This window comes from Serpentinimonas barnesii (assembly GCF_000696225.1).
In the GTDB taxonomy this organism is placed as follows: Bacteria; Pseudomonadota; Gammaproteobacteria; order Burkholderiales; family Burkholderiaceae_C; genus Serpentinimonas; species Serpentinimonas barnesii.
In genome coordinates, this window is the sequence record NZ_BAWN01000006.1 from 89,013 (window position 1) to 101,934 (window position 12,922).

The 12,922-nt window shown below is 65.7% G+C and carries 16 protein-coding genes; 7 read left to right on the plus strand and 9 right to left on the minus strand.

Translation table 11 applies throughout. The annotated features are described in order from the left end of the window. The first annotated feature begins 47 nt into the window (after window positions 1-47). The 3 genes from vapB to SRAH_RS02275 all read left to right on the plus strand — a co-directional run bounded on the left by vapB (window position 48) and on the right by SRAH_RS02275 (window position 1,754). Window positions 48-284, plus strand: a complete 237-nt coding sequence (vapB, locus tag SRAH_RS02265) for a type II toxin-antitoxin system VapB family antitoxin (protein ID WP_029461732.1) — start codon at window positions 48-50, stop codon at window positions 282-284. Further along, window positions 284-694 (plus strand): type II toxin-antitoxin system tRNA(fMet)-specific endonuclease VapC, encoded by a 411-nt coding sequence (vapC, locus tag SRAH_RS02270; protein WP_029461733.1) that lies wholly within the window; start codon window positions 284-286, stop codon window positions 692-694. The genes vapB and vapC overlap by 1 nt, the downstream gene beginning before the upstream one ends. Window positions 695-869: 175 nt before the next feature. Further along, window positions 870-1,754 (plus strand): DODA-type extradiol aromatic ring-opening family dioxygenase, encoded by an 885-nt coding sequence (locus tag SRAH_RS02275; RefSeq protein WP_029461734.1) that lies wholly within the window; start codon window positions 870-872, stop codon window positions 1,752-1,754. A gap of 52 nt (window positions 1,755-1,806) precedes the next feature. Here the strand turns inward: SRAH_RS02275 and SRAH_RS02280 are convergent, their stop codons facing one another. After that, on the minus strand, window positions 1,807-2,217 hold the full coding sequence (locus SRAH_RS02280; protein WP_029461735.1) for a PaaI family thioesterase: 411 nt from the start codon (window positions 2,215-2,217) through the stop codon (window positions 1,807-1,809). Window positions 2,218-2,359: 142 nt separating this feature from the next. Here SRAH_RS02280 and SRAH_RS02285 point away from each other — a divergent pair, with 142 nt between their 5' ends. Then, entirely contained in the window at window positions 2,360-3,478 is a 1,119-nt protein-coding gene (locus tag SRAH_RS02285) for an asparaginase (RefSeq protein ID WP_045475855.1), read from the plus strand. 20 nt (window positions 3,479-3,498) lie between these two features. On the opposite strand, the gene adk is transcribed toward SRAH_RS02285, so the two are convergent. The 3 genes from adk to SRAH_RS02300 all read right to left on the minus strand — a co-directional run bounded on the left by adk (window position 3,499) and on the right by SRAH_RS02300 (window position 5,347). Continuing rightward, window positions 3,499-4,155, minus strand: coding sequence for an adenylate kinase (gene adk / locus SRAH_RS02290; RefSeq protein ID WP_029461737.1), 657 nt, complete (start codon window positions 4,153-4,155; stop codon window positions 3,499-3,501). Between the two features lie 117 nt (window positions 4,156-4,272). Continuing rightward, window positions 4,273-5,100, minus strand: coding sequence for a 3-deoxy-manno-octulosonate cytidylyltransferase (kdsB, locus tag SRAH_RS02295; protein ID WP_029461738.1), 828 nt, complete (start codon window positions 5,098-5,100; stop codon window positions 4,273-4,275). Window positions 5,101-5,128: 28 nt separating this feature from the next. Beyond that, the gene (locus SRAH_RS02300) at window positions 5,129-5,347 is read right to left on the minus strand and encodes a Trm112 family protein (RefSeq protein WP_045475858.1); all 219 of its coding nucleotides are present in this window, start codon (window positions 5,345-5,347) and stop codon (window positions 5,129-5,131) included. Window positions 5,348-5,433: 86 nt separating this feature from the next. Here SRAH_RS02300 and dnaX point away from each other — a divergent pair, with 86 nt between their 5' ends. Genes dnaX through recR form a run of 3 tightly spaced genes read left to right on the plus strand, consistent with a single transcriptional unit; the run spans window position 5,434 to window position 8,230 of the window. After that, window positions 5,434-7,221: a DNA polymerase III subunit gamma/tau gene (dnaX, locus tag SRAH_RS02305; RefSeq protein WP_029461740.1), complete on the plus strand. Its 1,788-nt coding sequence runs from the start codon at window positions 5,434-5,436 to the stop codon at window positions 7,219-7,221. Window positions 7,222-7,277: 56 nt separating this feature from the next. Further along, on the plus strand, window positions 7,278-7,610 hold the full coding sequence (locus SRAH_RS02310) for a YbaB/EbfC family nucleoid-associated protein (RefSeq protein ID WP_029461741.1): 333 nt from the start codon (window positions 7,278-7,280) through the stop codon (window positions 7,608-7,610). A gap of 26 nt (window positions 7,611-7,636) precedes the next feature. Next, the gene (gene recR, locus SRAH_RS02315) at window positions 7,637-8,230 is read left to right on the plus strand and encodes a recombination mediator RecR (protein ID WP_029461742.1); all 594 of its coding nucleotides are present in this window, start codon (window positions 7,637-7,639) and stop codon (window positions 8,228-8,230) included. A 55-nt stretch (window positions 8,231-8,285) separates the two neighbouring features. On the opposite strand, the gene SRAH_RS02320 is transcribed toward recR, so the two are convergent. From SRAH_RS02320 to pstC, 5 genes are all read right to left on the minus strand, one after another. Continuing rightward, window positions 8,286-8,630 carry a DUF5368 family protein gene (locus SRAH_RS02320; RefSeq protein WP_029461743.1) on the minus strand — a complete coding sequence of 115 codons (345 nt, stop codon included), beginning with the start codon at window positions 8,628-8,630 and terminating at the stop codon, window positions 8,286-8,288. 22 nt (window positions 8,631-8,652) lie between these two features. Then, window positions 8,653-9,978 carry an NAD(P)/FAD-dependent oxidoreductase gene (locus SRAH_RS02325; RefSeq protein ID WP_029461744.1) on the minus strand — a complete coding sequence of 442 codons (1,326 nt, stop codon included), beginning with the start codon at window positions 9,976-9,978 and terminating at the stop codon, window positions 8,653-8,655. Window positions 9,979-10,216: 238 nt separating this feature from the next. Further along, the gene (gene pstB, locus SRAH_RS02330) at window positions 10,217-11,041 is read right to left on the minus strand and encodes a phosphate ABC transporter ATP-binding protein PstB (protein ID WP_076606963.1); all 825 of its coding nucleotides are present in this window, start codon (window positions 11,039-11,041) and stop codon (window positions 10,217-10,219) included. 12 nt (window positions 11,042-11,053) lie between these two features. After that, window positions 11,054-11,986, minus strand: coding sequence for a phosphate ABC transporter permease PstA (pstA, locus tag SRAH_RS02335; RefSeq protein WP_029461746.1), 933 nt, complete (start codon window positions 11,984-11,986; stop codon window positions 11,054-11,056). Between the two features lie 2 nt (window positions 11,987-11,988). Then, entirely contained in the window at window positions 11,989-12,900 is a 912-nt protein-coding gene (gene pstC / locus SRAH_RS02340) for a phosphate ABC transporter permease subunit PstC (protein WP_029461747.1), read from the minus strand. Between the last annotated feature and the right edge of the window lie 22 nt (window positions 12,901-12,922).

Below are 12,922 nucleotides of genomic sequence, written 5' to 3' on the forward strand. Positions count from 1 at the left end.
TCCGTTGCCATATACAATTGCCATATATTCGTGACTAGGAGATGGGCATGTCTATCGGCACTGTGTTTGTCAATAACCGCACCCAAGCTGTGCGCCTCCCATTGGACGTTCGCCTGCCCGAGGGTGTCCACAAGGTAGCAATCCGGGCCAAGGGCAATGAGCGCATCATCGCGCCCTTGGGGCAAACGTGGGACAGCTTCTTCTTGGGTGGCCCGCCCCAAGTCAGTGACGACTTCTTGCCTGAGCGTGCCACGCAACACCAGTCGGAGCGGGAAGTGCTCTGATGCTGCGCTACCTGCTTGACACCAACATCGTCATCCACGTCTTGAAGCGACGCCCGGTCGAGGTTCTGTCGACCTTCAACGCCCATGCCAGTCGCATGGCCATTTCTTCCATTACCCTAGCCGAACTTTTGCACGGCGCCGAAAAAAGCAGCCGCGTGAGCGAGAACTTGTCTGCCATCGATGACTTCTGCAGCCGCCTGGTCGTATTGCCTTATGGTGCCAAGGCCGCACAGCACTATGGCGCCATTCGTGCCGCCTTGGAAAAACTCGGTCAACCCATCGGGGTGAATGACCTGCACATTGCCGGCCACGCGCGCAGTGAAGGGATGGTTCTGGTGAGCAACAACGTTTCGGAATTTGCGCGCGTTCCTGCGCTCGAGGTAGAGAATTGGGTCCGCGCCCCAGAGTAAGTTCACGGGCACAAAATTGGCGGAAATTGGGGTCGGACTACGGATCCATCCCTTAGGTTGGCGTGTGATTTGCTGTGGCCTATGGGGGTGGCAAATGCTGCATTGGCGCCGATGCGCTGGGTTTGAATCGCAGCGTCAAAGCCCAAACAGCCGGTTTGCGCTACATTGATCCCCTATGTCTGCTGTATCTGCACCCGAACCCGAGCCGGCCACTGCCGCTGCATCCCACGCCGCTCAGCGCCTCAGCCCGGCGCTGTTCATTTCGCACGGCTCGCCCATGCTGGCGCTGGAGCCTGGCCAGACCGGCCCGGCACTGGCGGCTTGGGCGCGCAGCGAATGCGCGCAGCAGCGGCCCCGCGCCGTGCTGGTGTTGTCGCCGCACTGGATGGCCGAATGCGCCGCCGTGATGACGCACCCCCAGCCCGCCACCTGGCACGACTTTGGCGGTTTTCCCGAGCCGCTGTACCGCTTGCAGTACCCGGCCCCGGGCGCACCGGCGCTGGCGCAGCAGGTGCTGGACCTGTTGCAAGGGGCGGGCATTGCGGCGCGGGCCGATGCCGAGCGCCCCTTCGACCACGGGGCGTGGGTGCCGCTGCGTTATCTGCTGCCCGAGGCCGATGTGCCGGTGCTGCAAGTGGCCCTGCCGCACGGCTATGGGCCGGCCGAGGTCTATGCCATGGGGCAAGCGCTGGCCCCCTTGCGCCAGCAGGGTGTGTGGCTGATCGGCTCGGGCAGCATGACACACAACCTGCACGAATTTTTCACCACCCGCCCGGCGCAAGATGCCGTGCCGGCCGACTACGTGCCCGCCTTTGCGCGCTGGGTCGAGCAGCGGCTGCTGGCGCAGGAGCGCGAGGCGCTGCTGCACTACCGCGAGCGGGCCCCGCACGCCGCGCGCGCCCACCCCACCGACGAGCATTTTCTGCCGCTCTTTTTTGCCCTTGGGGCCGCCGCTTGGGGCCAGCCCGGCGGGCCAGACACCCCACCCGCGCAGCCGCACTACCTTACGCGCGAGGTGATGCACAGCCACCTAGCGATGGATGCGCTGGTTTTTCAGTGAGCCACCGCGCTGCGCTTGCTGCTGACTTGCAGGTGCAAGCCCGCGTGCCTAGTCAGGCCGGCTTGGGGTAGAGCACCATCTGGGTGCAGCGAAAAAGGGCAATGGTTTTGCCCTCGTGGCTCACGGTGGCGTCCCAGACTTGGGTGGTTTTGCCCAGGTGCACGGCTTTGGCCACGCAGTCGATGCGGCCTTGGCGTGCCGTGCCCAAGTGGTTGGATTTGAGTTCGAGCGTGGTAAAGCCAGTGGCTGTGGGCGGCAAGCTGGCGATGCAGCCGTAACCGGCGCAGGTGTCGGCCAAGGTCACCACCGTGCCGGCGTGTAAAAAGCCGTTCGGGGCCATCAGTTCCGGGCGCACGTCGAGGTGGGCGCGCAATTCGCCGCTGCCCACGTGCGTGACGACGATGCCGAGCAAGCCGGGCAAGTGCCCGTGGCTGCGCTGGTTGAAGGATTCGGGGTTGAGCATGGCTGGGTGGCTTGCGACAAGGAGGCGGGTTTCGGCTTGCTTTGGGCTTGCCGTGGCGGGTGGCCCATTATCATCGTGGCATGGTCTTGCGCGCTGTCACCGATGCGCGCGGCCTTGTGGCCGGCCCAAAGGAGCACTCTAGTTGGCAGCACAACAACCCCTCATCGCCGTCATCGGCACCGGCGGCACCATCGCCGGTTGCGCACCGCGCCCAGGCGACACCCTCAATTACCAAGCCGCCGTGCTGCCGGTGCAAGATTTGCTTGCCGCACTGGAGCCGCCTCCCGGTTTTGCCATCGAGGCGCAGCAACTGGCTCAGATCGACAGCAAGGACGTGAGCGAGGCGCACTGGCGCGCCCTGCTGCAGGCGGTGCAGCAGCAGCTCGAGCGGCCCCAGGTGCAGGGGGTGCTGGTCACCCATGGCACCGACACGCTGGAAGAGAGCGCCTTTTTGCTGCAAACGGTGCTGCAGCCGGCCAAGCCGGTGCTGCTGGTGGGGGCCATGCGCCCGAGCACGGCCTTGCTCAGCGACGGCGCGCAAAACCTGGCCGACGCCCTGTGGCTGGCCGCAGTGCCCGGTGCCTGCGGGGTGCTGGTGCCCTGCGCGGGCCGCGTCTATGCCGGGCACGAGGTGCGCAAGCTGCATCCGCATCGGCTCGATGCCTTTGGCGCAGGCGACGCCGGTGCCTTGGCGGCGCTGGAGGGTGGGCGCTTGCAGCGCTGGCGGCCGTGGCCGGGCGAGCATCGGCCGCCAAGAGAGGGGGGCGACCCATGCGCTCCAGCCAGCCCTTGCCGCCCAGCCTTGCAGCCTTCAACCCTGTTGCAGCGCCTGCTGGCTGCAGCGCCGTGGCCGAGGGTGGAGTGGATCAGCAGCCACGGCGCCCAGAGCGGGGCGGTGGTGCGGGCGCTGCTGCTGCAGCACGCGCAAGCCGGTGGCGCCGAGGCGCCGCTGCGCGGCCTGCTGGTGGCCGGCACCGGCAACGCCACAGTTCACTCTGCGCTGGCGCAGGCCCTGCGCCAAGCCGAGCAGGCCGGGGTGGTGGTGTGGCGCTGTTCGCGCATCGGCAGTTGTGTGCCGAGCGGGCCGGATGCGGCGCAGTTTTTGCTCGATGGGGTGGGTGCCGCATTGGGCGTGCCTGCCGGTGGCGCAGTTGCGGCCGCGCCAGCAGCCGAACAGCCTGCGCCCCTGTTGGCCGACTTCCCTGTGACCACGCTGGCGCCAGCGCAAGCGCGGCTGGCCTTGCAACTGCATTTGCTGTAGCGTCCAGCCGGCGCGGCGATTTAGCCCTGCAATGCCGCCAAGGCGCGGGCCGTGATTGCTTCCACCGCACCGGTGCCGCTGATTGAGCGGTAGCGCGGGGCCAAGGCCGGTTCGGCGGCCGCCCAGGCCGAGTAGTAGTCGACCAACGGGCGGGTCTGGGCGCTGTAGACCTCGAGCCGCTTGCGCACCGTGTCTTCTTGGTCGTCGGCGCGCTGCACCAGCGGCTCGCCGGTCAGGTCATCGAGGCCGGCAACCTTGGGCGGGTTGAACTTGAGGTGGTAGGTGCGCCCCGAAGCCGGGTGCGAGCGGCGCCCGCTCATGCGCTCAATGATGGCCTCGAAGGGCACATCGATTTCGAGCACGTAGTCGAGCCGCACGCCAGCGGCCTTGAGGGCGTCGGCCTGTGGCAGGGTGCGCGGAAAGCCATCGAACAAGAAACCCTGAGCGCAGTCGGGCTGCGCAATCCGGTCTTTGACCAAGCCGATGATGAGATCGTCCGAAACCAGCCCGCCGGATTCCATCACCGATTTGGCTTGCAGCCCGAGCGGGGTGCCGGCCTTGACGGCGGCGCGCAGCATGTCGCCGGTGGAAATTTGCGGGATGCCAAATTTCTGACAGATGAAGCTGGCTTGGGTGCCTTTGCCGGCACCGGGGGCGCCCAACAGGATCAGTCTCATGGATTGCCTTTGTTTTGAAGTGGTTGCGGATCAATCAGGGCTGCGCAATAGCCGCACGCAAGCCTAGCCGTACAAAGCTCAATGGATGAGGATAGCACGGCTCGGCTTGAGCCAAGCTTACAGGGGGGCTGGGCTTGCAGCGTGCCACAGCGCACGCGCCCGCTCCAGGTCGGCGGGCGTGTCCACGCCCGGCCCCGGGGCTTGCTGCGTCACATGGACCGCAATGCGCTCACCGTGCCAGAGCACGCGCAACTGCTCCAGCGCCTCGCACTGCTCCAGCGGGGCCGCCTGCAGCAAGGGGAAGCGGCGCAAAAAACCGACCCGGTAGCCGTACACGCCGATGTGGCGCAGCGGCGCTGGCTGCAGGAGGAGGGGGTCGGCCATCGGGGTGTCGGGCTGCTGCGCGCAGGCGGGATCGGTAGGCGGTGCAGCGGGCCGGTCGCGCCAGTGCGGAATCGGGGCGCGGCTGAAATACAGCGCCCGCCCTTGGGCGTCGAGCACCACTTTGACCACATTCGGGTTCAAAAACTCGGCCTCGCTGCGCAGGGGGTGCGCGGCCGTGCTCATGACGCAGTCGGGGCGCTGTTGCAGTTGCTGCGCCACGGCTTGCAGCAGTTCGGGGGCCATGAGCGGTTCGTCGCCCTGCAGGTTGACGACCAAGGCCTCATCGGGCCAGCCCAGCAGGGTGCAGGCCTCGGCCAGGCGGTCGCTGCCGCTGGCGTGGTCGGGGCGCGTCAACAGCGCGGCTATGCCGTGGAGTTGGCAGGCCTGCACGATGGCGGGGTCGTCGGCCGCCACCGTGACCGACAGCGCTTGGCTGGCCAGCGCCCGCTGCGCCACCCGCACCACCATCGGCGCACCGCCAAGGTCGGCCAAGGGCTTGCGCGGCAAGCGGGTCGAGCCCAAGCGGGCCGGAATCAGGACGTGAAAGGGGGCGGGGCTCAAGGCGCGGGAAGGGATTTGAAAGGGCGCTTCAAAGCGCGCTGCCAAGCGCGTTGACCGGGGGGTCGGGCCGCGCCGCTTCTTCGGCGCTGATGGCGCGTGCCTCGTTTTCCAGCATGATCGGAATGCCGTCGCGAATTGGGTAGGCCAGCCGGGCGCTGCGCGAAATCAGCTCTTGCTGCTCGCGCAGATAGACCAGCGGCCCCTTGGTGACGGGGCAGACCAACAGGGAGAGGAGTTTGGCGTCCATGGCCGGGATGATACCCGCTTGCTGCGCCCAAGGGTGGCAAGACCGACCCCGCAGCCTGCCCGCCCTTGGGCCGATAGAATGGCCGCATGTCCTACCTCGTTTTGGCCCGCAAGTACCGGCCGCAGAACTTTGCCCAGATGGTTGGCCAAGAGCACGTGGTGCAGGCTTTAGGCAACGCCTTGCGCAGCCAGCGGCTGCACCACGCCTACCTGTTCACCGGCACGCGCGGGGTGGGCAAGACCACGGTGTCGCGCATTTTGGCCAAGTCGCTCAACTGCACCGGGCCCGATGGGGCGGGTGGCATCACGGCCGAGCCCTGTGGCGTCTGCCCGGCCTGCCGCGAGATCGACGCTGGGCGCTTTGTCGATTACACCGAGCTCGACGCCGCCTCCAACCGCGGTGTCGATGAGGTGCAGGCGCTGCTGGAGCAGGCGGTTTATAAGCCGGTGCAGGGGCGCTTCAAGGTGTTCATGATCGACGAGGTGCACATGCTCACCGGTCATGCCTTCAATGCCATGCTCAAAACGCTGGAGGAGCCGCCCGCCTACCTCAAGTTCGTGCTCGCCACCACCGACCCGCAAAAGGTGCCCGTCACGGTGCTCAGCCGCTGCCTGCAGTTCAACCTGCGCCCCATGCCGCCGCAAACGGTGCAGCAGCACCTGGAGCAGGTGTTGCAAGCCGAGCAGATCCCTTTTGAGGCCGGGGCGCTGCGGCTGCTGGCGCGGGGTGCACGCGGCTCCATGCGCGATGCGCTCAGCCTGACCGACCAGGCCATTGCCTTCGGCGCCGGCCAAGTGTTCGAGGCCCCCGTGCGCCAGATGCTGGGCGCGGTGGAGCGCGGCCATGTGTTGCACCTGCTGGAGGCGCTGGCGGCGGGCGACGGCGCGGCCGTGGTGCAGACGGTGCAGGAGCTGCGCCTGCAAGGCTACGCCGCCGCGTCGGCGCTGGAGGAGATGGTGGGCCTGCTGCAGCGCATGGCGGTGCTGCAGGCGGTGCCGGCGCAGTTGCAACCGCACGACCCGGAAGACGCCGACTGCGCCCGCTTGGCCGGCTTGCTGCCGCCAGACCTCACGCAACTGCTCTACAGCCTGTGCCTGCACGGGCGCGCCGAACTCGGGCTGGCCCCAGACGAATACGCGGCACTCAATATGGTGCTGCTGCGGCTGCTGGCTTTTTGGCCCGAGGGGCTGGAAAAAAAAAGCCTGAAAAACGCTGAGCCGCTGCGGCCAAGGCCAGCCGTGGCGGGTAGGCCTGCAGCGGAACCGGCACTGGCGCCCACTCCGCTGCCTTTGGCGGTGGCCGAGCCGTCGCCGCCGTTTCAGGCATCCAATCCCATGCCTGCGCCCACTCGGGCTGTGAGCGAGCCGATTGTGCTCAAAGCCCCTGAGCCCGCCGAACCCAAGCCCACATCCTTAGGGCCCACCTTGGCGTCAACCCCAGCGCCCACTCCAGAGCCAATTGTCCAGCCAGAGCCGCAAGTCACCGCCGACCAAACACTACCCGATTTCTGGCACAGCGTGGTGAGCGAGCTGGTGCAGCGCGAGGCCGTGACGGCGCTCACGCGCGAGCTGGCGCTGCAGTCGGTTCTGGTGCGGCGCGATGCCGATTGTTGGACGCTGCGCCTAGCCCAGACTGCACTGGCCCAAGGCAGCGCGCGCGAACGGCTGCAAGCCGCGCTGGCGCAGGCCGGGTACGCGGTGCGGCTGGAGCTGGAAATCGCCCCCGCCCACGACACCCCGGCCCAGCGCGCCACCGCCGTCGCGCAGGCGCGCCTGCAAGCCGCACACGCGTTTTTGCAGCAAGACCCCTTCGTGCAGGCCATGAAGCGCGACTTTGGCGGCAAAATCATGCCCGGTAGCGTGCAGGCGCTTTAAGCAAGCCCGCTTTAAGCCACAATCCATTCATAAGCAAACCCAAAAGGACAACACCCATGTTCAACAAAGGACAGCTGGCCGGCCTGATGAAGCAGGCGCAAGCGATGCAGGAAAACATGAAAAAGGCCCAGGACGAACTGGCCACGCTCGAGGTCACGGGCGAATCCGGCGCCGGCTTGGTCAAGGTGGTGATGAACGGCAAGCACGCGGTGCGCCGCGTCAGCATCGACCCCAGCCTGCTGGCCGAGGACAAAGACATGCTCGAAGACCTGGTCGCCGCCGCCTTCAACGCCGCCGTGCGCCGGGTGGAAGAAAACTCGCAGGAAAAGCTGGGCAAACTCAGCGCCGGGATGCCGAGCCTGCCGGGCGGCCTCAAGCTGCCGTTTTAAGCCCACCCAGCACGGAGCAGCAGAGCATGGCGCAACCGCTGGAAGCGCTGCTGCGCGCGCTGCAAGGCCTGCCCGGGGTGGGGGCCAAAACGGCCTCGCGCATGGCGTTTCATCTGCTGCAACACGACCGCGCCGCTGCGCTGGAACTGGCGCGTGCGCTCACGCGCGGGCTGGCCGAGCTGCGCCACTGCTCGCGCTGTTACACCTTTACCGACGCCGAGTTGTGCGCCACCTGCGCCGACCCACAGCGCGACGACAGCTTGCTGTGCGTGCTCGAAACCCCGGCCGACCAAGCGGCGCTGGAGCGCACCGGGGTGTACCGGGGGCGCTACTTCGTGCTGATGGGCAAGCTGGGGCCCTTGTCCCCCGCAGGGCCACAAGACAGCGGCCTGCAGCGCCTGCTGGAGCGCCTGCACAGCCCCGAGGCCGCCGCCGTGCGCGAGCTGGTGCTGGCCACCAGCTTCACCGCCGAGGGCGAAGCCACCGCGCACCTGATTGCGCAGGCGCTCAAGGGGCGCGACATCAAAGTGACCCGGCTGGCGCGTGGCGTGCCGCTGGGTAGCGAATTGGAATACGTGGATTTGGGCACCATCGCCCATGCGCTGGCGGATCGACGCTGAGGTTTGTTCCAACCACAGCGCCGACCACTCCCGTCCTAGGGTGCCAAAAAACCCATCAAGCGGCTTTTTTGAGGCAGGTCAGGCCCGGCCAAGTGGCCGCCCAAAGCACCACGCCCACGCCCACCGGGATGCCGATCGCAAACAGCCAGTCGGCGAATTGGTCCAGATCGGCAAAGCTCGAACCGACCAAGGTGGGGAACAAAACAAAAGCCAGCACCATCCCGACCAAACCGATCAGGGCGCTGGTGGGCAAGGCTTTGCGCCATTGGGCTTTGGGGGCGCGCAGCAGCGCCAGCACCAGTGTGGCACCCCAAGCCAAGGCCAGCAGCCCGACCAGCCACAGCACGGGCAGCAGCATGACGATAACGATGTTGAGGCCGAGCCACAAGTTGTACAGCATGAGGGATATCTCCAAAAAGGGTTTAGGCGCGGCCGCGCAACACAGCGACGTAGGCGGGTTTGAGCAGGTGCACCTTCATGGTCCAGGCAAAAAAGCTGTCTTGCAGCGGGTCGATGAAGGGCAGCGAGGGCACCAGGTTGCCGTCGTGGTCGAACTCGACCAGCAGCGCCGAGCCGACGCGGGTGATGAGCGGGCAGGAGGTGTAGCCGTTGAACTGTTGGTCAGGGGCTTGGTTTTGGATGGCCCGGATTAGGTGGCCGGCCACGATCGGCGCCCCGCCCTTGACGGTGGCGGCGGTTTTGCCGCGCGGCGTGCCGTTGATGTCGCCGATGCCAAACACATTGGGGAAGCGCCGGTGCTGCAGCGTCTCGCGGTTCACTTCCAGCCAGCCACCGCCGGCAAAGGGGCCTTCTTTCCACGACAGGTCGCTGTTGCGCACCGCGTCGGGGGCACTCATGGGTGGCACCACGTGGATGAAGTCGTAATCCACGGTGCTTTTCGCGCCTTCCGGGCCGGGGCCGGTGAAGGTGGCGCGCTTGGCACCGATGTCGATGCCGGTCAGGCGCTGCTGCAGGTGGTGCTCGATGCCGCGGGCTTCAAAACGGCGCCCGATGTCTTGGTGATACACATCCACGCCGAACAAGGCCGCGCCGCCGGTGCGGTAGCTGATCTGGGCGCGCTCGCGCGTGCCCACTTCGCGCATGCGGTCGTCGAGCAAGAAGGTGACCTTGACCGGCGCCCCGGCGCATTTCATGGGGGTGTTGGGGGCCGTCATGACGGCGCGCCCGCCGGTCTTGCGAAAGGCGTCGATCAGCTTCCACGTGCTGGCGGCAGACTCTGGGCTGGCATAGACCGAGGCCAAGCCGTTTTGCCCCAAGGCCGCCTCGTCCATGCCTTCGATGGCTTTGTAGTTGAGCTGCAAGCCGGTGGCCACGACCAAAAAGTCGTAGCGGATGCGCTGCCCGCCGCGCGTGACGACGGTGTTGGCGGTGGGGTCGAATTCGGCCACGAAGTCTTTGACCCACTCGATGCCACGCGGGTGGTAGCGCCCGTTGTTGCCCAAGGCAGCGCGGTCGGCTGGCCAGATGCCGCCGGCCAACAGCGTCCAGCCGGGCTGGTAGAAGTGCTGCTCGCGGCCGTCGATGATGGTGATGCGCGCGCCCTCGAGCCCGCGCGCGAGCCGGTTGGCAATGGCAATGCCGCCAGCGCCGCTGCCAGCAATGACGATATGGGCCTGGGTGCGAACCCGCGCCTGAGCGGGCTCGGAGGCGCTGGCCAGCGCAGCGGCCAAGGGGGTGGCGGCCAACCCTGCAAGCAGGGTGCGCCGGTCGAGCGGTGAGAGTGGCATGGTTTTGTCTCCGGTTGGTTGGATACCCTGTGGTGCATTTTGTTTTGAGGCACTGTAGCACCAATCAGGTGCAAAAGATCAGCTCAATACAGAAACATGTAGGGGTATTTACCCTAGTATCGAAAACGCCGTGGAGTTCCCCGGATCGGCCTGAGATGTCGCCCAAGCTTGCGCTGAGTCAAGTGGCTGAATCACCTGTGGCGCCCAGCGTTTGTGTGCACGCTGGGCTAAGAACCACTCAGCCGTAGCGCCCAGTGATGTAATCTTCAGTTCGCTTCACCTTGGGGTTGGTGAAGATGAGGTCGGTGGCGCCAAACTCCACCAGTTCGCCCATGTGCATGAAGGCGGTGCAGTTCGACACCCGCGCCGCCTGGTGCATGTTGTGGGTCACGATCAGGATCGTCACCTTGGATTTGAGTTTGCCGATCAGGTCCTCGATCGAGTCGGTGGCAATCGGGTCCAGCGCCGAGGTGGGCTCATCGAAGAGCAGGATTTCGGGGTCGGTGGCCAGGGCGCGCGCAATGCACAGCCGCTGCTGCTGGCCGCCCGATAGGTTGAAGGCCAGTTGGTGCAGGCGGTCTTTCACTTCCTCCCACAGGGCGGCACCGCGCAGCGCTTCCTCCACCTTTTCATCGATCAGCGCGCGCTGGCGCACGCCGCGCACGCGCAGGCCGTAGGCCACGTTTTCGTAAATCGATTTGGGGAAGGGGTTGGGCTTTTGAAACACCATCGAGATGCGCATGCGCACCTCGATCGGGTCGATGTCGGCGCCCAGAATGTTGATGCCACCCGGGTTGATCACAATCTCACCCTCGTAGCGGTTGCCGGGGTAGAGGTCGTGCATGCGGTTGAAGCAGCGCAAAAAGGTGCTCTTGCCGCAGCCCGAGGGGCCGATCAGGGCCGTGACGCTGTTGGCGGCCAGACTCAGGTTGATCGACTTGAGCGCCTGCACCCCGCCCGCGTAAAAAAAGTTCAGCTTGCGCGCCTCGGCCTTGACTTCAGCGGGCGCAAAGTTTTCCGAGCCAGGGGCCGAGTTCGGTGCAGTAGATGCAGGATGGAGCATGATAGGGTAGGTTTACCAGCGGATGCGTTTGCGGTAGCGGTAGCGCAGCCAGATTGCCAGCGCATTCATGGCCAAGGTGATGCACATCAGCACCACACCGGCGGCGGCGGCCAGTTCGTGAAAAGCCGGTTGCGGGCGCGACACCCAGTTGAACATCTGGATCGGCATCACGGTAAAGGGGTCGAACAGCCAGGCGAACGAGACGAAGGGGAATGCGTCGGTGATGGGCGCAGGCGGCAAAAAGGCGATGAAGGTCAAGGCGCCGATGACGATCAAAGGCGCGGTTTCGCCCACGGCGGTGGCGGTGCCGATGATCACGCCGGTGAGGATGCCGCCCTTGGAGTAGGGCAGCAGGTGGTCGCGCGTGGCCTGGCCCTTGGTGGCCCCGAGCGCGTAGGCGGCTTCGTGGATGGATTGTGGGATCGAGCGGATGGCCTCGCGGGTGTTCATAATCACCACCGGCAGAATCATCAGCGCCATGGTCAGCCCGGCGGTGAGGATGCTCTCCCCCAGGCCCCAGATGTGCACGAACAGGCTCAGCGCCAGCAGCCCGTAGATGATGGGCGGCACACCGGCCAGGTTGGTGATGTTGATCTCGATCAGGTCCATGAGCCAGTTGCGCTTGGAATAGATTTCGAGGTAGATGCCAGCGGCCACCCCCACCGGCACCGCCGCCAAGACGGTGACCGAGATCACCAGAATCGAGCCCACCCAGGCCGACAAAATGCCAGAACGCTCGGCCGAGCGCGAGGGGAAGGAGGTGAAAAAATCTGGCGTAATGCGGTGGTAGCCGTCCACCACCATAGAGAGGATCAGCGCCAGCAGCACCAGCACGCAAAACAGCATGGCCGCCAGGGCGGTTAAGGCAAAAACGTGGTCCCAGCGCTTGTGCGCTGAAATCATGGAGCGCACCGCTTGGATTTCTTGCGTGGTTTGGTGGCTCATGATCAATAGCTCTCGCGGTAGCGGCGCCGCATGAAGTGGCCCAAGATGTTGAGCACCAGCGTCATGAGCAGCAGCACCAGCCCGACGGCAAAAATGCTTTGGTATTCAATCGTTCCGTGCGCCACGTCACCGATCGAAACCTGGGCGATGTAGGCGGTGAGGGTAGCGGCGGGCTGGGTCGGGTCCAGCGTCAGGTTGGCTTGCTGGCCAGCGGCAATGGCCACGATCATGGTTTGCCCCAGCGCCACCGACATGGCCAGAATGTAGGCCGCCACGATGCCCGAGAGCGCCGCCGGGAACACCACGTACCAAGCGGTTTGCAGGCGCGTGGCGCCCATGGCGTAGGAGCCTTCGCGGATGTCCATGGGCACGGCGCGCATGGCGTCTTCGCTCATCGAGCTGATAAAGGGGACGATGCTGATGCCGATCACCAAACCGGCCGACAGCATGTTGAAACCGGGCAGACCGGGGATGATTTGTTGCAACAAGGGCGTGACCAGCAGCAGCGCAAAGTAGCCATAGACCACCGAGGGTACGCTGCTGAGCATTTCGAGCGCGGGCTTGAAGATTTCGCGCACCCGGCTGGGGGCGAATTCACCCAAATAAAGGGCGGCCAAGGTGCCCAAGGGAACGGCCACCAAGAGGCCGATGGAAGTCACCACCAAGGTGGCCCCTACCAAAGGCATGACGCCGTAGCGCGGGTCGGCAAACAGCGGCGTCCATTGCGTGTCGGTGAGAAACTCGCGCAGCGAAACCTCGCGAAAAAAGCTCAACGATTCGAGCACCAAAATCGAGACCACCGCCAGCGTAATGGCGATGGCCGACATGGCTGATAAAAAAAGCAGGGAATGGGCCACGCGCTCCTTGAGGTGGCGGGCGGGTTGCGGGCTAAAGCGGGAGCGCGTGGGATTCATCGACTATTCGGATAGGCCAGTG